Raw genomic sequence first — 19,426 nt, 5'->3', positions numbered from 1 at the left:
AACTGCCGAAGCTACGTCCCATACGGCGTGGGAAAGTCCTCTCCGGAGCAGTTTCAAATCACACTCGCACAAACGCCGCAACGCTCGTTTCAAGGGGCTGCGGTTGGTACACACGCCACCCCAGCCCCTAACCGCGCACACAGCGGCTTACACGGCGAAACACGGGGCGTTTTGGATGGGGGTGGTATCACTACCCTCGGAGCGTTTTGCGCGGTTCGGAAACCCTGCGTGGCCGGGTGTCAGAACGGCATACTTTGCCGCTTTTGGGCCTTGGTCGGGTGTGTTCCCGAAGAACGCAGAGAGCCTGCGGAACAGCGATGCGCTCATGCGCGTCGCTGTTCCGAGGCGTCGCGGCCCCGCTGGGCTGCGTGATCCCATTGCCGTTTCTCTCACCGCACCGATGGGCTTTACGGTTTTGCTTGTCCATGATAACAGCACGCAGAGAACATATCCGCTGTTTTCACACGCTGGTCTGCTCCATGCGTCTTGCCACGCGCTGCCGTTCCTTTGCCCTGTCCACAGCATCCATCTGCCGCTGATAAAACTGGTCAATGGAAAACTGGATCGGCAGGATCGTGTAGAGCAGACTTCCGTTTTGCTTGCGCCCGTCCCTCGTGATGATGCTGGTGCGCTCTGTGCGGATGAGCCCGCGTTCCTCCAACTCCTGCACATACTTCCGCACGGTGTTGTTGCTCATGCCCACCGCCTTGCCGATGGTGGCATAGCTGGGATGGCACTGGTAGGTTCTGCGGTCTTCGATGCGGAGCAGGTAACCGTAGACAGCGATTGCACCGTGAGACAGTCCCAGCTGATAGATCTCATTGGGCAGAGGAAAATAGTTCTTGACCGGATCGCGCTTTGTCCAAGTTCTCATCTGGCGCCTCCAGTCTGCCGCTCTACCCACTGTTGGAATTTATCCTTGGGCACCACGAACCGACTGCCGATGCGCACAGACGGAAATACTTCTTCATGCATCAGCTCGTAAGCACTGGAGATGGACACGCCCAGCACCTTTGCCACCAGTTCCGCGTTGAGGAACAGCGGCAATTCATCGTAGCTGTGATAGGTTGATATTTTCAAAATCGTTACCTCCAATAGAATTCAGAGAAAAATTACTTGCGTTTCGGAGGTCCCTCTGTTAGACTGTTTGCAGATGGAGTCTGCGTTTTCCGAAACGCGGCGCGCCGCTGGACTGCTGCAACAGTTCAGCGGTTTTCCTTTTTGCAGGAACGATAGATACCGATCCCCCCTTTCTTAACGATCTTCTACCACGCACCGTACCCGTTCCTGCCCTGCGGCCTTGTTTGACCCGCACGGCGTTTTCATCTGCCCTGGCACGCTCGACCGCTTTACCGCGGCGTCCTGGCGTTACTTCTCCGGCATGTATCATCTCCGGTGATGGGTATTCAGTTGTCGAGGTGCAGAGACGACCGAATTTTTCTCTTGACTTTATCGCCCATACAGGTTAGACTTATTTTTGAAATAAAGAATATTCGGTCTATGTACTTAGACTAACAGAAATGAAAAAATCTGTCAAGACTGATAAATGAACAGATTGTAAATAAGTCTAAAGCGGGAGAGTGAAAATGATCTCTTTTCAATTCGAAACCTACATTGCGGATGGTGCGGAGCATTATAGCTATGGCGCGGACTACGGAAAGGGCATGGTGCAGACATCGAAGACCGTGTCGTTTCCCGAGAGCTTGCTGTCACTCGTTGACATGAACATCGACGAGATCGAGCCGGCGATCCGGCAGCTCAACGAGGTACTCTGGCAGCTTACGACAACACGGGAGAAACAATATGTCGAGGAAGTAAACGCACTGTTGGATGAGCTCGAACTGCGGCACATCTATTTTCAGCAGCTTGCGCTGGACTGGAGGTATCGGCTGTCACGGGCGGTGATCTTCGAACAGTACACGGAGGATATGCTGCCACGCAAATATCTCTATGCGTTACCGGACACCTTGCGACGGATGCAGGGACAGATCGTGGAGCTGTTTGAAAATGTGCTGGATGCGGACAACAGCGACGAGCCGACCTCGAAGCGAATGGTCGACTATTATCAGCGCAGCGGCGAAACGGCATTTCGATTCTATCCGCAGCCGATTGGGTTTGAGTTGATCGGTGAAGTGTTTACCGAGGTTCTGACGCCAAATAACATCTACGATATCCTCGACTTCCAGCTCCGCGCCTGTGTGAAGCAGGAAATTAAGATGCGTCGCTGCAAAAACTGCGGCAGGTACTTTGCGGTGATGCGGCATGGCGCGACGGAGTACTGCGGTCGCGTGGCCGACGAGCGCGGGCGCACCTGTCGGGAGGTCGGGGCCATCAATACATGGACGCGCAGCAAGCGGGACGATGAGGTATTCAAGGTCTACCGCCGAGAGTACAAAAAGCGCTTTGCGTGGATCAAGGCCGGACGGATCACCGACCAGCAGTTTTACGATTGGAGTGAGCGGGCCAGAGCGGAGAAGGATAAATGTGAGCAGGGGCTGATCTCTCAGAAGGAACTGGAGGTCTGGCTGAAGGAATCCAAATGAAAAACCGTGTGCTGACCTTGCGGTCCGCACACGGTTTTCTTTGTCTATAGCGAGGCAGATTTTAAACCGCCCCATGTAGGGGCTGAATGCTATTTTTCTTTATTCCCCGCATCTTCCAGCAGATTTGTAACCACTTCGCTGAGCTGCGCGGCGTTCTTGGAAGTGATGACGGGAACGCCGGTCTGCGTCTCAATGGCCTTCCGTGCGTCGCCAGCCACCTTGCCACCGGCACGGGCCACGTCGATGTTCTCCGAAAGGGTTGCCGGTGCTTTCTGCTTGGAAATTTCCGTGGTGGTGGCCTCCGCCAGCATATTCAGCACCAGCTCCAGCGTGGTCATGTTGTCACGGAGGTTTTCCTTTTTAAGCCCCTTCAGGTTTTTGTACTGCCGGGTGGACATCCCCGACCATGCACGGGAGATCTCATCGGTGAGGATGGCGTATTCCACGCCCTTCTGCACGCCGCGGGCATCCCATTCATCTGTCAATTCTTTGCGAACTTGGATGGCTTGCAGCCGCTGGTTGATTCATTCGCGGGTATAGCCCTTTTTGAGATAGGTTTCCAACGCCCGCTCGATGGTCAACTCCGGGTCTATGGTTTCCTCAATACGCTCCCGGCCGACCTGTGCCAGCCAGAGCTTGAACAGCTCCGCCTTGGGTGACGGGATGGACTGGATGATACGGAGAAGTTGCTCGGTATCGGCCACATCGGTCAGGCGTTTTTTACCATCATGAGCCGTCATTTTCAAACCGTGACAATTTGTCACGGTTTCATTGCCCTCGGCCTTCAACCGTTGTTTGAGTTTGCGCCAATACGCCGTGGGATCAACGCTGTCCGTCAGTACACCAACCACATCGACAATGGAAAAATACCATTCTTCCTTTTCCTCGTCCCACGCCGTGCGAATGCGTTGGTTTTCAAAAAGCTGAATTTTAAGAGACATCCTATCACTCCAATTCCTAATCACCCAGGATCAAGTCAATGCGCTGTTGTCTTCCACCTCTTCCACTTCGGACAGTTCTTCCCAATCTCCAAGGTTTCCGCATCTGCGAAGGTAATCGTGACCGCCGTCCACGGCGCAGGAGCCGCAACTGCAAAACTTAAAATCATGGACAGTTTTGCTTTCGATGATACGATAATACCCACCGAAGTCGAGAATCTCATCAATTCCGCTGATGGTTTGCCCGTTTACGTTGACAATCACCTGCGCAGGGTCAATTTTCTTTTTCAGAGGCAGAATCTCCACATTGCTACTCTGAAAGTCGTATGTCTTATTGGGTGCACTGGTATAGATGACCTCGCACTTCCCGCCATGGAACTGAAAGCTCGCGACCGAGTCCGTCTGGTCTTTTCCTTTTATGATGATTAAGTGCTTTCGTGCGTCCATAGGCAATCCTTTCACTCAAAAATGCGAATCGTTGACTTACCGGTTATCTGATGCATAACTGTGGTAGTCCATCTCATCGCAGCGCCAGATTCACATTTATTTCTTCCGCACAACCAACTAATTCAAAAATGTTTCCTGCTTGAGTATAACGCCATAGCTCAGATGTTTTTAATATCACCTTTGAACAACAAATATTCAAATGCCCATAAAACAGGCAAAGAGCGCTCTACCGATCCCCAAGTTTGGTATCGATAGAGGATTTTTGTTTTTAATTACTGCTCAGCCGTCATACCACTCATCCCACGCTTCATCCTCGTCCTCATACCAATCTTGGTTCTCTTCCCAGAGGTCTTCGGGATTGTCGTAGTCATCCCGGATGCTTCCGGAATTGTTGTCTCCCGATGTACTTGATGGTGTCCAAGGAGGGGCAGAATTGGGGCGGCCAAGAGGTGTCTCATAATAAGTAAAGGCATAGATGACATCTTCTGTTTCGCCCTTTGGCTGATGGGAATGGCAGTACGCTATGCTCTGCCCTTCGCTATTGTACCAATGCAGGATTTTATACCGCCTATGGACATCCATATTGTCATAGAACTGGCATTTTTCGGTTTTGGTGGGCGATCCGATTGATGTATACTTCAAGCAGCTTACAGGCATACCATCCACGGGAGTTTCCCGGAATACTGGTCTTTCCGGCTTTGCTCCTGCTTCGCGGCATTCTCGGCAGCGATGCGCTTGCGTTCAGCTTCCTCGGCGGCGTCCTTCTCTGCCTTATAGCCATTGACGCGGGTTTCCAGCGCGTCAACATCCTGCTGCCAGCTCGTGTCATATTTCAGGGTGATGGTTGCTAACTCGTCTTGTCCGCCCACGTATTCCGTCTTGCCTTTGTACATATCCGCGTACTTGCAGTAGACGGACAGCGACGCCGCATCCCGATAGCCGGAAAGCCCAGAGAAGCCCTGCTCGGCAGAAGTGTAATTGCCATTTGACAGCTCTTGAAGGGCTGCGTCATAAGCCGCCGCTCTCTGCTTATTGCGGCTTGAGACGGAAATAGAGATACCAGCAATCACGGCTACTGCCAGAACTGCCGCGATGAGCTTTCCCAGCGAGAACGGCTTCTTTGGCGGCACAGGTTTCTCTTCATCTTTTTCTGAAACAACAGGTTCGATGACTTGGGGTTCTGCTTTCGACTCTTCCGCCTTTGTTTCTGGCGCGGAAATCACGGGGATTTCTACACTTTCAGTCTTTTTCTTGGGCTGCTCCACGCGCTTTTGTGACTCCGGCGCGGCAACTTCCGTAGTCGGCATGACTGCCGGAGCATCTATCGTGCGGATGACGGTCTTTGTCTGCTCCGGAGGCCAAGGCGCGACCATGCGCGTACAGTCCATAACGGCTTTGACCTGCCCATGTCGCGGCACATCGTTCTCCACGCCGGTCTCGATGACCTCTGGATCATCCGAGCTGCAATACTGACCAAGCAAAAACTCAAGGACATAGACCGGCACATTTGCGCCTTCCTTGATCTTCTTCGTCAGGTCTTTCCGGACGATCTTTCCGTCAAAGAACTGCCGCAGTTTTCGGTCGATCACTGCGTTTTTATCGCCGGTTTCTCCGGTCTTCATCTGCTCATCCATTCTTGCCACCTCACAGGTCGAAGCCAAAATCGTCCGCAAACGCGATGTCGATGTGGAACTCGATCTCTTCCACGTCAATCTCTTTTGCAATCACCAGACGGTAGACTTTCTTCTTATCATACGTTCCGGCTTTCAGATTGAACCGGACACGGAACACGCGATCTGCCGCGTTGTCGCTGGTCTTATCCGCGATGACTGTCTGCCGGTCACTGATCACTACACCCTCATCGTCCGTCATGTAGATGGAGTAAGTGCAGGGCTGGATTTTATCGCCCACGGGCTGACGCTGATGGAACTCCAACGAGAAAATCAGGTTGGAAATCTTGCGGCTTTCGCTCAAAAGTTTCAGCTCCGCGTTCTTAACCTCGACGTAATTCTTGTTGCTCGTGCGGAGGTTCTTGAAGGCAATCACAGGCACGACAAGCTCCTGCAAGCTGATACCGCCGTGGACATAGTTCTCACCACCGCCCTGAACCTTCATGCGGATGGTGTCCTGCTGGGCGTAGCCCTTGATGGGCGTTCCGTCCAGTTCCCTTTCCAGATTGACGGGAAGCAGGAAATCAGCGGTTGTGTCAGGAGCGGTCAGCGCATAACGCCGTCCAAGCTCGTAAACATTGCCGGAGAAGGCTTTCCGGTCAATCTTGTCGCTCTCATTCAGAGGCTTATAGGTATAGAGGAAACCGTGATCCGCCGTGATGAAAATGTTCGTTCCGCTCAGTTCGTTCACGATGATACGCAGAATGCCGGAAAGCTCCTGAATTGCCGTCTCACAGGCGTCAAAGACTTTGGACTCCGTAGGGGCTTTGTCTCCGATGGCGTCGATGGAATTGTGGTAGATGTAGATCACATCTTTTCCGGCTACCAGCTCCCGCCGCTCATCCTTCTTCATGTTTAGAAGGTCATTGTACTGAATGGCAACGCTGGCTTTCGGCGTCGTGTTCAGGATCGCGTTTCGCTCCACGGTGGAACGGGTGGGATTTCCGTCAACGAGAACGTCCATACTGTCGTTCACAGAAATGCTCTTTCCCGGAAGAAGTGCTGCCATACCAAACTTCGTGATGGACGGAAAGATCGCTTGCATCGACTCCAATTCAGAAGTTCCCTTTGTTGTACGGACAATACGCTCGGAAAGTTCGGAGGCAACTTCATAACGAAGCGCATCCGAGATGATTACAAATGCGCGGGTGTTCTTGCTGCTTGCGAGAGCGACATATCTCTTATAGAAATCCCGCTGCTTCTCGATCTCCGAGACATAGCCAAGCGTAGCAAAGTCATCTGCCGCCGCGTTAGTCCAGCAAGCGGTTAGTTCACGCAGGAACCAGTTCTGATACAGAGCCTCGACAAACTCTGTCGAGTGCTTCAAGCCGTCTTCCAGAATGTCATTTGCATTCTTGAGAGAGTTGCCGAAGGCATAATGGAAGTGGCGATAGTAGGCATCCATGCGGTAAAGGTCGCTTGTATAGAGCTTCCAGATTTTCTTCGGCTCGACGATATGGAATCCGCCGCCGTGTTCCTGATAGAAGGTCTGCATCTTTCCGATGAAGAAAAGGCAGTCAAAGTAATCCGAAAACCGCTTGTACCATCCGGCTGTCCGTCTGTTTTCACAGACCTTCCTAATGAGATCGACCTTCACGACATGGTCGCTGATCTCCGCAAAGAGCTGTTTCAGGATGCTTTCGTTGATGCACGGGAAGATGTCTCCCGTAATCAGCGTTTCCGGCTCAAATTTGTCAAAGCGCGTCGGGAGCTGCAATTCGTTCTCCACGGTGCGGCACAGCTCATACAAGTCCTCGTTATCTTCGCGGGAACGCCATTCATGGACGATGCTGTAACAGTATGCTTTGTTGGTCTCAGAAACGAAACGCTCCAAGCCTTTCAGGACGGAAGCGTTCATCGTCTGAGAAAGCGCGGTCAGCAGAACGTGCGCCGCGAAGTAGCCCAGCGGCTTGTCCTCTTCCTCGATGTATCCGGTGTACTTCCGCGCAAGCTGCCAGAAGGCTTCGATGCTGCCAAACTTGCGGATGTTCTGCAAGACGCTGTTCGTCTCCTTATCGAGACCCGCGGCAAGGACGGCGATGATGACATCCTGCGCGGAACCTTCGCTCAAACCGGCGAGAACCGCCATAATGTCGATGTGGAGCTGGAGGGGCGTCTGATAGTCACGCCCGATCCTGCGCAGCTTTTGAATACGCTCTTTGCTGTCGAAGAACTTTGCATAGAGCTTGACCGTCTTCCGCATTGCGGCAGACGGCGCGATATTCAGCTCGTCCATCTGCATCGAGATAAAATCCGCGCGAAAGGTCTCACTGTAATATTCAATGTCTTGCAGCCAGTTATCTTCATCGCCGGTATATGTAATCGGGCAATAGATAAGATAGTTGCTGTCCAAGTCATCGTGAAGCAGCAGCTTCTTGACGGCAAAATTGTTTGTGCCAGTCAGCTTGATAATCTTGACGCCTTCCAAATTCAGCTCGTCAACGTCCTTCTCAAACTCCCGATCCTCGTCCTTCCAGAAGATGATCCTGCGGCGATAGAACTCCGGCAAGGGGGCTGCAAAACGCTCTCGCAAATTAAATTGAATGGATTCTGTGGACATCGTCTTGCCTCCCTTTATCCGATTGGAAGTGTTCCCAGCAAAGCAACAACGCCGGATGCAATCAGGTTACCTGCTGCACCAATAGCTATTTCTCGGAGTACACGCAAAGATTTTTTAATAAGGGTCTCGTCCTCTTTCTTTTCTACTGCATCCAGTGTTTCCTTAACAATGGATTTGACGTTATCACTATTTCCTCCAAATGCGGACTGAAATTGTGGTAGTGCAAAGTATTCGCAGATTTCAGTAAGAACGTCTTTGACCTTTTCGTAATCTAATTCTTCGGCTTTTTGAATTACTTGAGTCGATCCAGTTGTATTCTGCTGTATCTGGACATCTTTTGCATTGTCTCCGACAACGATCGTTGCGCCTTTTTCTCCGGCTTCTTTAAGGGCAGCTACTATCTCGTTATGGCGGCGCAATTCTTCTGCCTCTTTTTCTGCCCTTGCTTGCTCAATCGCACGGATAGTCTGCTCTTGCTGCCGGTTTAGCTGGGCTATGTGGCTTTGCATGGGGCGCAGATCATATTCTGGAAGTGCAAAATTCATGCTTTTGAGCTTATCTAAATCAATGTCTGACATTACGCAACCTCACTTAATCTTCGCCAGCACGTCGGCAAACAGTTCGTAGTTATGCTTCACACCATCATCCAAGTCGATCTCGATGTTCTGGTCGGCAAGGTGGTGAACCTTTTCCTCGTACTTTTGCAGCTCGGTCGCTTGATCTTGGAACTTCTTCTGCTGCTTGGTCAGCTTCACGCGCTCGGATGCGCTGGCATGGTCGATAGCATCACCGAGCTGGGCAAGTTGGGTGCGGTAACGCTCCTGCTGTTCATGCACATAGTCAGTGCGCAGCCGGGCGAGAAGATCGCGCTGATAGCGGTGCATATAGCACAGCGCCTTGAAACCGTTCTTCTTACCGCTGTCAAAGAGCCAGTAGATTGGGCGCTTCTGATAGGTTTTCAGGTGGTCGGCGTAGAAGTCGTTCAGGAAGTAGCTGCGGATCACCTCGCGGGGCGTACCCTTGCCGCCCAGCGCGTCGGCAACAAACTTTAGGTTTTCTTCCAGCGTATCATCGCCGTAGACCTTACGGACAAACTCCACGAAGCGTCCGGTAATGTCATCGTCGAAATACTCGTCATCGCAGATGGGGATGATGTTGTCGCTGTCCGGGATGATGGTCTTGTACTGGCTTTCGTCCCATTCGCCGCCCGCATAGGCGAGTCCCTCCACGTCCAGAGAATACCGCCCGAACATACAGCCCACGGCATAGGAGATGAGGGAGACGATCTCGTCGCGCATGGTGCGGACATAGTTGCTGCCCTTCATGGACTCCGGCACATCGTCCTTGCTGTCGAACACGCGATGCACAGTAATATCCTTGTCAGCCACATCCGGCGTCAATTCATCCTGCAAGCCGTAGATGTCAATGAAAATACGGTTGAGTTCTTCCTCGTTCTTTTTAAGCTGCTGGAAACGCTCTTCACACTCGGCTTGCCAAGCAGCATATTTCTCAGAAATCAGTCTTCCCATTGTTTATTCCTCCGTTTCCAAACATTGCGTCAGGACATCGCAGAACGCCATATCATCATCCACCGAGGCAATCGCGGCGTCGATCAGCGTGTCGCGGTCGGTATTGCCCCAGTTCAGCCGCAGGCCGTATTCCAATCCCATGCAGCGGATCAGTTCACGGATGCTGCGTCCGTTGCCCTCGCGGAAGGGGTGAATGATGTTCAGCTCCGTCATTACATGAGAGAGGTTCTGAATCTGCTTTTTCAAATCCTGTTCTGACAGCAGCTTCTTCGTGTGGATCTCATCAAAGACGCGCCCCAACTGCCGGTCGATCATCTCCGGCGGATAGAACATCGTATCACCCTTGCTGATTTGTTCTCTGCGGATATGACCGGCGAAGGGATACACGTCTTCAAAGAGAAAACGATGAATCCGCAGGAGATGCGTTTTCGTAAAGCGGCCCTTCATCGGCTCTTGCAGCAGGACAAGCTGCTTGACGGCGGTGAACTCTTCTTCCGCCTGTTTCAGCTCCGCCTTGTCACGGATATTCAGCTTATTTTTCAGAACATCGCTGTCCGGATAACAGTACATGGACTGGACTGTGGTGTAGACGTCATATTTGGAGAACATGGCGTTATCCTCTCTTTTCGTACTTTGCCCGCAGTTCGGTCAAGACCTGCTGGTAGCTGGTCTGGCCGCTGGCGATCCGGTCAAGGTTGCTGCGGGTGGATTTGCTGATCGTCATGCCCTCGGCGGCAAAGGTTCCGCGGATGTTGCGGAGATTGCTTTTGTGCTGCGGAGTCGCAGCATATTTCTCGGAAGTCAGTTTTCCCATATCAATATTTCCTTCTACAACTTGAATACTGATCTTGCGTGTCAGGTTGCAAGTTAGTCGCAAGTCAGTTCTAAGCGATGTTCCATCATTTGGAAACTCTTGAACAGTTTCTAAATATGGCATAGCGTTTCTCCTTTGTTTCGTTGCGCTTTATCATTTCAGGGTTCCATTCTTACAACTTGGCAACTGTCCAAGTACTTATTCAGGAACGAGATCGTCATTAGGATGTCTACTGCTTCATCCTCATCAATAATCCACTTGATTTTAGGCGTATGTGCAGTAACATTTCGCACCATGCTGTTTATACCTTTTAACATTAGACAAAAACCTTTTTGTTGGTTCTTTTCGCTTTCAGTTTGGAGGCTGTTTAATATCAAATATGGCGAGGAAGTTGAAAATGCCTTATCATACAAAGGCGAACCATCTTCCGTGAGGTTACTCAACTGCCTAACTTGCTCTGCGAGACTTTTTGTTGCTTCGAGAACAGCGTGAAAATAATTCTCTTTCAGAAGTTCTTCGTTGCAGTACTGAATTACGCGTGCGTGAACGCCTCGTTGACGAAGTTTGGGTAAAATGCTCTGTATTCTTTTTTGAGCATCGCTTATAGTCGTTGCTGCTGACACCTTTTCAAACTTTCCGTCGTTCCGATATTGTATTCCACTAAACGAAAGGATGCCATTAAGCTCGGAACGGTAATCCTCAAATTCATCTTGCCGCTGAACATAGTTTACAGGTGACAATACTTCTTGAATAAAACGCAAGATTGCATTTCCTGCGTGGTCATTATTCTGGCGAGCGGTAAATGCGTATTCCAGCCTGCGCCATTTTGTAGACTCTCCACTGCTATCAGAAATGCCGAGTCGGGTGAACACGCGCGTAATTTCACTTCCTGTCATCACCCGGTCACCAAACAGATGACTAATTTGCGTTATTTGACTGTTGTTGAAGATAATTATATCAGCCATGCTTTCCTCCTAAGCCAACAGACTCCGCTTGTAGTCTCACGAGGTTTCGTGGGAGCCGTAATCATACTCCGAATATGTGTTGTGAAGCGGCGTATTTATTGGAAAACATTCCGCCCATAGGTCTGCTTCTCAAATCCTTATCTATATACTGATCCATTGAATATCAGTCTTTCTCGCAGAATCACCACGGCAGCCAATCTTGTATGAATTTCATTCCTTTATATGTTTTCATCAGTGCAGAGTTATTGTGCAGGTATTCTAATCCGGAAAGCGTTAGTTTCACTGTATCCAGCCACAAACCGCAGACTTTATTTCCTTGACCACCTCTAATTACCTTTGCATTCTTGATATACCCTGCATCTTGACACATCTCTATAATGTCTCCAAATTCATCCGCAGTAATATCATAATCTGTGGCACAGGGAATATTATTATCGTTGAGTTCGCGCATGAAACTAAGCATTATTTTCAACTTATCCTTCGCCATGATATATTCTCCTTTGGTAGTTAGAGTATTGAGAAATTAGGTATCTTACTAATTGTAATGACGCTATTACTCGGCTTCCATATCACACCAGCGGATTCCGCTTGAATCCCCATGAGTTTTCAAAACTATCCCAGTTGTCCTTTGCAAGATCGACACAAGACTCTGCGAACGACAGAATACGATTGTCATTATCTGCTGAAGCGCATACTGGTAGTGCAAGAACCTGTCCAGTCATTATATTTAACGTGGGTGCTAAGATTTGAAGGTAATACGCGGCAACCGACGAGTTGCAAAAAGCCGCAACATACCTTAGATCAGTATTGGTAGAATAGAGGCAAAATCCAGCCATATCAGATAAATAACCAGAGTTTTTGTATCGAAATGCTGGTAACCCTGTTGTTATGCGCGACCATGTAACGAGTGGTTTGAATTTCAAATCATCAGAATACTGCTGATAATGGTGACCAGTCTGCAAGCTACTCTCTTTGATTTGTTCTCCATCATTCTGCCACCAAACAACATAATAGTCATTTCCTGCCCACTTTCGGAACTCGCCGCCTTTGTTATAAGGAAAATGCTTTTTTTCTTGAAAGGAGTCTGCTTCCTTTTTTGCCGAGAAGCAAATATCATCAAATAGCACTTCCCACCAGCAGTGAACAAATCGTTCGTTATCGCCGGTCTGGATTCCAACTGAAGCAACGGTTTTTTCGCCTAATGTTGTATTCTCAAATGCCCGCAGCGCATTTTGATTCATCCAATACGCCACCGGCGAACCGGGGATTTTGGAGAAGTTGGACTGATCCGCCGCATATCGATTCTCGCCCGCGAGGAACATATCCTCTTTCCCTTGCTGAGAGGTCGGCTCGATCAGGCGGCAATACTCGCCCTTATAATCTGCAATATGGCTTTTGCGGATGACAAACGATGTGGTCTGCACCACTTCGCCGCCGATCTCTTCAAACGCTCTTGCGCCGAGATGCGCCATATTGACAATATCGACCGCCAGCAGCTTTGTACGCAGCTTCTCAAAACTTGACAGGAACATCCAAGCGTGCTGCGTGATCATCGCCTGATAGCCGTTCTTCTTCGTCATCTGCCCGCAACGTTCGATGAACACGGCAAACATATCCGCCTTGCTGTTCGGGAAGTTCTTCTTAACATAGTCGTTGACCTTTGCCCCGGCGTTGCTGACTGCCATATACGGCGGATTTGTCACCACTACATCATACTTCTGCGCCAGCACTTCGGCACACTTGACCACCGGCAGCAGTTCGTCCAATGCCGACATCTGCATCATATTGATGTCCTCGCGGATCTCGTCAAACCGGGCGTACAGTCCGGCAAAGTCCACGGGCGTGATGTTCAGGATGGAGCCGTACTCTTTGGCATCCCGCATTTCGGTGACGATGCTCTCAATGTCGGCTTTCAGCTTCGGATCATTCCTGTGGAAATACTCGATGGTCATTGCCTGAATGCCGTTGCTCTCACGGATAGAGTAGATATTCGGCTGAATCCCGCGCGTGAGCAAACGCCGGTCATACTGCCGAGCCTTCATCATGACCGCAAAGTAGGCAAGCTGCGCCGCACGGTCATCAATGTCAAGACCGTAGAGATTATTCTTGAGGATGCTCTGCGCCGCCTCCCGCTGATCCCAACCGGCGGAGGTATAAATCTGCATCAGCACATCGAAGGCATAGACAAGGATATGACCGCTGCCCATGCAGGGGTCGATGACCTTGATCTCTTCCGGTTTAATAGTCTTGTATTCCTCCCGGAGCTTGGCAAGCTGCGCTTCCACCTCCGGCTCCTGCTTGGCTTCGTCCAGATAGTATTTCCAGCCGCCCCGCAGTTCGGCATTGGGGTGTCCTTCCAGCCAAAGTCTGCCGAGAGAGTTTTCCACCATATAGCGGACGATCCAGTCCGGTGTGAAAAGCTGCGTCGCGGCAGAGATTCGCTCCTTCGTGATCTTGACATTCTTCTTGAGCTGGGCGAAGGTATCGTCTTTCAACTCGGTGTTGTAATACTGGTACAGCCAGCCGATGATCTGCACCTGATCCGTCCAATCCTCTTCGGGAATGTCGGAGACCATGTGACCAAGAACGCTGTCCTGACGGAGAATGTTGTTGGGCAGCAGCATTTCCGTGTAGCCGCCCATCCGCTCGAACATGACAGGAAGCGCACTGTTCAGCGCGTTGCACTGCGTCAGCAGCAGATAGCGGTAGAGGGCTTCCGTGTCGTTGCTCTCGATATACGCCGCCACCTTGCCGCTGTCCAGTCCCGGCAGATCAAGGTGCAGCACGTCATTCAGGATCTCCGGCTTGAACGCGCCGGAAGCGTCCGAGAACACGCGGATATGGGAGGGCAGATAATTGTTGACCTCCATAAAGCGCAGGGCGATGAAGCGGTTGAACCAAGTGTAGGCAACCTCTTCCATAACCTGCTTATAGCCCTTTTCCTTGACCTGCTTGATGAGTTCCTGCCGCTGGGACTTTTCCTCTGCCGTCAGCAGCCGCCCATTCAGGGTGTCCGCAGAAGCGTCACCGAAGCCGGACTCGTCAATTCCATATTGATAGGCACGTTGGGAAACCTGAGCGATCAGCTCGTTCCGCGCCCAGATCGCAAACTTCTGAATTGCACCTTTATTCATGCTCGTTATCTCCTAACTATGCGTGTATTACGCTTTCTCTTTCCCCAACTCATCAAACATTGCTTTAACAGACGGAGCATTCTTTGTCAACTTTTTGATGCTAAGGTCTTCCGCTTTGTTGTTTGCGAGACGGAGATTGTTTTCGGAGGAAAGAAGTGCTGCTTTCGTCTTCTGTAAATGGTCGATTGTCTTGTCAATCTCATCAATCGCCGTTGAGAACTTCTCACTTGCCAAACGATAGTTCCGGGCAAAGCCTTCCTTAAAGGCGTTCATGTTTTCCTCAAAGTTGCGGATGTCAACCTGCTGGTTGCGAACAATTTGAAGTTCCTGCCTGTATTGCAAGGAGTTTTTCGCAGCATTCCGCAGGAGTGTAATCATCGGAATGAAGAACTGCGGACGGATAACATACATCTTTGGGTACTTATAGGACACATCCACAATGCCGTTGTTATACAGTTCATTGTCGATTTCAAGAAGAGAGACAAGAATTGCATACTCGCAGCCCTTTTCGTTTCGGTCCTTATCCAATTCTTTGAAAAAGTCCTCATTCTTGTGCTTGGTGGCGGTTTCATCTGCCTCGTTCTTCATTTCAAACATAATGGAGATGAACTCCGTACCGTCCTCACCACACTCACGGTAAATGAAGTCACCTTTACTGCCAGTCTTAGCATCATTGTCCTTCTCAAAATAGGCGTTTGGAAAGGCTGTCATTCGAATCGTATTAAATTGTGTCAGGCAATGCTGCTCCAAACTCTCACCAATCATCTTTGTTGATTGCCGTGCTTTGAAATCTTTGTAATACTCAATCTGCTCATCTTTCAACTTGAGTTTTTCCTCATACTGCTCTTGAAGGGACTTCTCGTTCAGGCGGCTCTCTGTATCTTTGCTCTTTAGTTCACCCTTGAGGTTGGCAATCTCAGTCACTTTTTGAGATAATTCCACGTTCTTCTGTTCAACTGCCTCTGCAACAGCAAGTTTTTTTGCCGTTTCACTGGCGTCAAGTTTGGCCTGCAGTTCTGCTATTTTTTGATCCTTCTCTGAAATCTCAGCATCTTTCTGTGTAATACTCGCAGTATGCTCTTTTTCCTCTTGCAAGCGAATTATCTCAAGTTCCTGTTCACGTTTAGCATCCAAATCTTTTTTGCGGCGATCAAGTTCTTTCTCAAACTCTCTATCACGCACCTGCTGTGCAATCTGGTCGTATCCGCTATCATCGACCTGGAATACTTCACCACATTTAGGGCATCTAATTTCCTGCATACCGTTCTGTCCCTTCTAAATATAATCAGTTGATCTGCACGCCGTCGCAGCTTTCGAGCGTCTTCATGAGCTTTTCACGGATTGCCTCGACGTACTTATCAATGTCTTCCTTGCTTTGCAGACGCTTGACCGAGCAGAGGTCGTACCGGCGCACGGTCATGATCTTCGGGGACTTCGGCGCGGGTGTTCCGGGCTCTGCGGTCGCTGTGGGTGCGGGCTTCTGCGCTTCCTGTTGACGGGAGGCAGACATGACCTCCATGCGGCGGCAGATCGTATCCTTGTAGTTAAGAAGCTGCGTGATCATGGCGTCCAGTTCAGTGAGGGAGGTTGCCGTTTTCGCCGCTTCACGCTTGTTCACGAAATGATCGTCCGCCTGACGGAGCAGTGCCCCAGCGTCCCGCGCTTCGCTGGCAAGCTGGTGAACATCCTGCATACACTGGCGGATATTCTCAGCAACTTCCTCGCGCTTCATATCCAGCAAGCTGTCGTAGGCAGTCTTGACCTCCTGGACAAGCTCCGGCAACTCCCCGATGCGGGAGTACGGCTTCGGCATGGCAAGGATCGTAGACATCGTGCTGATGACGTTCAACGTGTCTGCGTCCGCCGCAAAGTAGTCTCTTTCCTTGAGAATGCTGGCAAGGCGCTTCTTGGCATCGTCGAACACCGTCCGCTGCGCCTTGAAGAACATCTCCACGCCTTCCATATCCTCGGCGGAATCGAGAAGATCGTCCTGCCGCTGCACCATCCGCTTGAGCAATGCAACATTGTCCTTGCGCTGGCTCAAAACATCGTTCATCAGGTCGCGGGCAGCGGTGACGGTTTCTTTTTCGGGGTAACGCTCTTTGGAGTAGAACTCGTCAAGGAGCTTCTGATAGTGGCTCTGTTTGGTTTCAAAGGTACTCAGGACAAAGCGGATCAGCCCGTCCTCGTCGGAGGGAATGTCCATCGCGCCCAGATAGTCCCGAAGGAAGTTGACGCTCTTGCGGATCAGCTCTTCGGAGGGGGCAATGCGCCGTGCGACGATGGCTTTGTCGATCTCGGTCTTCTTTCGCAGGAAGTCCACCAAACGGCGTTCTTCCTTGCCGACCACCGCGCCGCCATAGTTGATCTGGATCTTCTGCTGGACGATCAGGCGGGCAATCAGGGCTGCAATGTCGATTTCCTTCCAACCGTAGGGGATCGCCTGATACCGGCGCTGCACATCGCCCATCGAGGTCTTGAGCATCTTCTGGTTTTGCAGCTCCAACCACTGACTGATCTCATTGAGGGCGTCTTCGTTGTTCGCGCCCAGCCCGGTAAAGCTGACATCTTCATACGCGCCGTTAAGGATGGCGAGAATATCGGCGTCGCTGTCCACAAACTGATTGACCATGTTGAGCTTGGAATAGACGCTCTCGACAAGGCTCTTCATAGCCTCATCCAGCTTGTCCTTTGCGGAGCCGTATTTCAGGTCGAGGATTTCGCCGTGAACATAGAACTTGCCCTCGACGATGGCTTTTTCGATCAGGCTGCGCGCATGGCTTTCCAGCTTCCGTGCCTCGTCGTTACGGTCGCGGATGATCCGCTGAATGCTCTCCGGCATCTGCGACACGTTCCGCTGCTTGACATACTTGCGGATCTTCATCGCCTGTTCCAGCTCATCAAAATAGGGCGTGTCCGCCGAGAGAACAACGATTGCCTCGTTGTTGACCTGCGAGTCCATGATAAGCCGCTGGTCTCCAACGCCGTAGAGGTCGCTTGCCACGGTGACAATGCGAAGCCGCATTCCGCCAGTGGACGCGCCGTTCAGCGTCTCGTCAACGTACTGATCGTAGGCAAAGTCATACTTGCCGTATTTATATTTCTTTGCCGGATAGATTTCGCCGTAGACCGTCTGAGAAATACTCTGGACGATCTGTGCGCTGTCAACCGGCGTGTTCTTGATGTCGATGGCAATATCCTGTTCCTCGTCCGTCAGGAAGGCGTAGGTATCGCCATTTCGGGAGATGTAGTTCTGAGACAGAAGGCGTTCCAGAGAAGCCGTGATGGACGCGCGGAGGGCGATCTTGTCCGTGTGAATATCGTCGATCATCAGGATGGCGATGTTCTCGATGTTCGCCTTGACATCTTCAATGTAGCGGACAAGGTAGAGCAACTTGAGGACATTCACGTCCTGCTGTTCCAAGCCGTCGTTGGCATCCGCCGCATTCTGGCAGCGGTCGATGACCCGGCGGATGGTGCTCTCCAAGAAGGTATGTACCGTGTCATAGAACTGATAGAACGGCACAAGGGCGTTTTCATCCTTGTTTTCGATTTTCTGCGCCGCCTCTTGGAAGCCGGACAGCATGGAGCGTTCGCCGCCCGAAAGGTGCTTGCCGGAGTTGCCGTGCTTGCGGATCTCTGCGAGAACCTTCTGGATGACGATGAACTGATACGGCACAAAGGGGAAGGTCGCGCTGAACTCCGCCGCGCTGGTAAAGCCCTTGATATCGAGGATCGGATTATCAAAGGCAAACAGGCTCTTTAAGCCGGAAGCCTCTTTCTCGTACTCCATTTGCAGGAGGTGATCCGCGTCCTCTGTCTTCGCCAGAACACGCTTTTTGATGACCTCATCGACAGACGAGGAAGAAAGGCTCAGACGAGTGTTGAAGCGTCCCTGAATCTTGGAGAAGTCATTGCCGGTGATTTTCACAACGGAATCAATCGCTTCCTGGCTGGTGACCATGACCCAGACCTTGCCCCGGCATTTGTCACCGATCTCTTCCACCAGCGATTGCAGATTCATCATCAGATCACCATCGTCACCGATGTACTGACCGACTTCATCCACGCAGAACAGAAGGCGGAAGTTGCCTTCCTTGTTGTCCACATACTCCTTGATCTCGGAGACGAGTTGCTTGATGCTCATGTCGGCGTTCTCTTCGCCGTTAAACCAGTTGCGGGCTGCTGTCTCGCTCATGCCGAGAACAGACTGCAAAACCTCAACCACATCATCCTCGAAGAAGGCGGCGGAATCGCGGGCGTTGACCCACTCTTCCCCGTTGACTTCCTTGAATGCGGCGCGGAAAGCATCCGTCTTGCCCTGCTTATCAATGAAGCGTTCCAGCTTCGCCACCTTGAGGTCTTCGCCATAGAAGCCACAGTGATTGTAGAATACCTTCGCAAAGACGCGCAGCACGGCGGTCTTGTCCTTGTTGATCGGTCCCTCGATGTCGATGTTGAACAGGATGGACTCCGTGGGAATGCGAACGCATTTCTGCACCGTCGCATACATCATCGGATCATCAAACTTGTCCGCAAAGTAATCAAAGGCGTGTTTGCCGTCCACCTCTTTGTTGGAGAGAAGGTAGGAGAGCATTTTCAGGAAGTGAGATTTACCACTGCCAAAGAAGCCGGAAATCCAGACGCCGATCTTATCGGTCGGGGTATCAATCGCCTTGACGTAGTTATCAAAGAATGTGGCAAAGTGACGCCGTAGTTCCTTCGTGATGATGTATTCACTCAGTTCATCCTTTAAGCTCTGCTGGTCATCCTGCATGACCTTAACAACGCCGTTGATAGGGCGGTCAATGTCCTTTTGGAACATA

Annotated in this window: 14 protein-coding genes and 3 pseudogenes; 1 reads left to right on the top strand and 16 read right to left on the bottom strand. The window is 51.0% G+C overall.

The annotated features are described in order from the left end of the window. Nucleotides 1-460: 460 nt before the first annotated feature. Complete coding sequence (locus ACTNBK_RS10700) at nt 461-874, bottom strand: helix-turn-helix domain-containing protein (RefSeq protein WP_297879708.1); 414 nt, start codon at nt 872-874, stop codon at nt 461-463. Beyond that, nucleotides 871-1,080 carry a helix-turn-helix transcriptional regulator gene (locus ACTNBK_RS10695; RefSeq protein ID WP_050618000.1) on the bottom strand — a complete coding sequence of 70 codons (210 nt, stop codon included), beginning with the start codon at nt 1,078-1,080 and terminating at the stop codon, nt 871-873. The genes ACTNBK_RS10700 and ACTNBK_RS10695 overlap by 4 nt, the downstream gene beginning before the upstream one ends. A 506-nt stretch (nt 1,081-1,586) precedes the next feature. On the opposite strand from ACTNBK_RS10695, the gene ACTNBK_RS10690 reads away from it, so the two are divergent. Beyond that, on the top strand, nt 1,587-2,543 hold the full coding sequence (locus ACTNBK_RS10690) for a DUF6076 domain-containing protein (RefSeq protein ID WP_418732641.1): 957 nt from the start codon (nt 1,587-1,589) through the stop codon (nt 2,541-2,543). Between the two features lie 89 nt (nt 2,544-2,632). On the opposite strand, the pseudogene ACTNBK_RS10685 reads toward ACTNBK_RS10690, so the two are convergent. From ACTNBK_RS10685 to brxC, 14 genes and pseudogenes are all read right to left on the bottom strand, one after another. Next, a pseudogene (locus ACTNBK_RS10685) lies at nt 2,633-3,484 on the bottom strand (BRO-N domain-containing protein). A 30-nt stretch (nt 3,485-3,514) separates the two neighbouring features. Beyond that, nucleotides 3,515-3,928 carry a DUF7695 domain-containing protein gene (locus tag ACTNBK_RS10680; RefSeq protein WP_441145963.1) on the bottom strand — a complete coding sequence of 138 codons (414 nt, stop codon included), beginning with the start codon at nt 3,926-3,928 and terminating at the stop codon, nt 3,515-3,517. Nucleotides 3,929-4,207: 279 nt separating this feature from the next. Next, nucleotides 4,208-4,594 carry a hypothetical protein gene (locus tag ACTNBK_RS10675; RefSeq protein ID WP_441145961.1) on the bottom strand — a complete coding sequence of 129 codons (387 nt, stop codon included), beginning with the start codon at nt 4,592-4,594 and terminating at the stop codon, nt 4,208-4,210. Between the two features lie 755 nt (nt 4,595-5,349). Further along, nucleotides 5,350-5,550, bottom strand: a pseudogene (locus ACTNBK_RS10670) (anti-phage BREX system Lon protease BrxL); the annotation flags it as partial. Nucleotides 5,551-5,572: 22 nt separating this feature from the next. Continuing rightward, a complete protein-coding gene (pglZ, locus tag ACTNBK_RS10665; protein WP_441145959.1) occupies nt 5,573-8,158 on the bottom strand; it encodes a BREX-1 system phosphatase PglZ type A in 2,586 nt (861 codons plus the stop codon). A 14-nt stretch (nt 8,159-8,172) separates the two neighbouring features. Then, nucleotides 8,173-8,736 carry a hypothetical protein gene (locus ACTNBK_RS10660; protein WP_441145957.1) on the bottom strand — a complete coding sequence of 188 codons (564 nt, stop codon included), beginning with the start codon at nt 8,734-8,736 and terminating at the stop codon, nt 8,173-8,175. A 9-nt stretch (nt 8,737-8,745) separates the two neighbouring features. After that, a pseudogene (locus tag ACTNBK_RS10655) lies at nt 8,746-9,654 on the bottom strand (hypothetical protein); the annotation flags it as partial. Nucleotides 9,655-9,690: 36 nt separating this feature from the next. After that, nucleotides 9,691-10,296 carry a Fic/DOC family protein gene (locus ACTNBK_RS10650; protein WP_441145955.1) on the bottom strand — a complete coding sequence of 202 codons (606 nt, stop codon included), beginning with the start codon at nt 10,294-10,296 and terminating at the stop codon, nt 9,691-9,693. Nucleotides 10,297-10,300: 4 nt separating this feature from the next. Continuing rightward, nucleotides 10,301-10,624: an antitoxin VbhA family protein gene (locus tag ACTNBK_RS10645; RefSeq protein ID WP_441145954.1), complete on the bottom strand. Its 324-nt coding sequence runs from the start codon at nt 10,622-10,624 to the stop codon at nt 10,301-10,303. Between the two features lie 35 nt (nt 10,625-10,659). Next, nucleotides 10,660-11,466 (bottom strand): TIGR02391 family protein, encoded by an 807-nt coding sequence (locus tag ACTNBK_RS10640; protein ID WP_441145953.1) that lies wholly within the window; start codon nt 11,464-11,466, stop codon nt 10,660-10,662. 181 nt (nt 11,467-11,647) lie between these two features. After that, nucleotides 11,648-11,953: a YjcQ family protein gene (locus ACTNBK_RS10635; protein WP_441145951.1), complete on the bottom strand. Its 306-nt coding sequence runs from the start codon at nt 11,951-11,953 to the stop codon at nt 11,648-11,650. An 82-nt stretch (nt 11,954-12,035) separates the two neighbouring features. After that, nucleotides 12,036-14,600: a BREX-1 system adenine-specific DNA-methyltransferase PglX gene (gene pglX / locus ACTNBK_RS10630; protein ID WP_441145949.1), complete on the bottom strand. Its 2,565-nt coding sequence runs from the start codon at nt 14,598-14,600 to the stop codon at nt 12,036-12,038. A gap of 27 nt (nt 14,601-14,627) precedes the next feature. Next, a complete protein-coding gene (locus ACTNBK_RS10625; protein WP_441145947.1) occupies nt 14,628-15,860 on the bottom strand; it encodes a DUF2130 domain-containing protein in 1,233 nt (410 codons plus the stop codon). Nucleotides 15,861-15,885: 25 nt separating this feature from the next. Next, entirely contained in the window at nt 15,886-19,425 is a 3,540-nt protein-coding gene (gene brxC, locus ACTNBK_RS10620; RefSeq protein ID WP_441145946.1) for a BREX system P-loop protein BrxC, read from the bottom strand. Nucleotide 19,426: the final 1 nt, after the last annotated feature.

This window comes from Intestinimonas sp. HCP28S3_D6 (assembly GCF_052065695.1).
Classification (GTDB): domain Bacteria; phylum Bacillota; class Clostridia; order Oscillospirales; family Oscillospiraceae; genus Intestinimonas.
The sequence above is the reverse complement of the archived record's forward strand: the minus strand, read 5'-3'. Positions and strand labels throughout refer to the sequence as shown.

Bases quoted from the DNA above. Each gene is read 5' to 3' on its own strand.
- ACTNBK_RS10700 (WP_297879708.1), bottom strand. From the start codon at position 874: ATGAGAACTTGGACAAAGCGCGATCCGGTCAAGAACTATTTTCCTCTG.
- ACTNBK_RS10690 (WP_418732641.1), top strand. From the start codon at position 1,587: ATGATCTCTTTTCAATTCGAAACCTACATTGCGGATGGTGCGGAGCAT.
- ACTNBK_RS10680 (WP_441145963.1), bottom strand. From the start codon at position 3,928: ATGGACGCACGAAAGCACTTAATCATCATAAAAGGAAAAGACCAGACG.
- pglZ (WP_441145959.1), bottom strand. From the start codon at position 8,158: ATGTCCACAGAATCCATTCAATTTAATTTGCGAGAGCGTTTTGCAGCC.
- ACTNBK_RS10660 (WP_441145957.1), bottom strand. From the start codon at position 8,736: ATGTCAGACATTGATTTAGATAAGCTCAAAAGCATGAATTTTGCACTT.
- ACTNBK_RS10650 (WP_441145955.1), bottom strand. From the start codon at position 10,296: ATGTTCTCCAAATATGACGTCTACACCACAGTCCAGTCCATGTACTGT.
- ACTNBK_RS10645 (WP_441145954.1), bottom strand. From the start codon at position 10,624: ATGCCATATTTAGAAACTGTTCAAGAGTTTCCAAATGATGGAACATCG.
- ACTNBK_RS10640 (WP_441145953.1), bottom strand. From the start codon at position 11,466: ATGGCTGATATAATTATCTTCAACAACAGTCAAATAACGCAAATTAGT.
- ACTNBK_RS10635 (WP_441145951.1), bottom strand. From the start codon at position 11,953: ATGGCGAAGGATAAGTTGAAAATAATGCTTAGTTTCATGCGCGAACTC.
- pglX (WP_441145949.1), bottom strand. From the start codon at position 14,600: ATGAATAAAGGTGCAATTCAGAAGTTTGCGATCTGGGCGCGGAACGAG.
- ACTNBK_RS10625 (WP_441145947.1), bottom strand. From the start codon at position 15,860: ATGCAGGAAATTAGATGCCCTAAATGTGGTGAAGTATTCCAGGTCGAT.
- brxC (WP_441145946.1), bottom strand. From the start codon at position 19,425: ATGTTCCAAAAGGACATTGACCGCCCTATCAACGGCGTTGTTAAGGTC.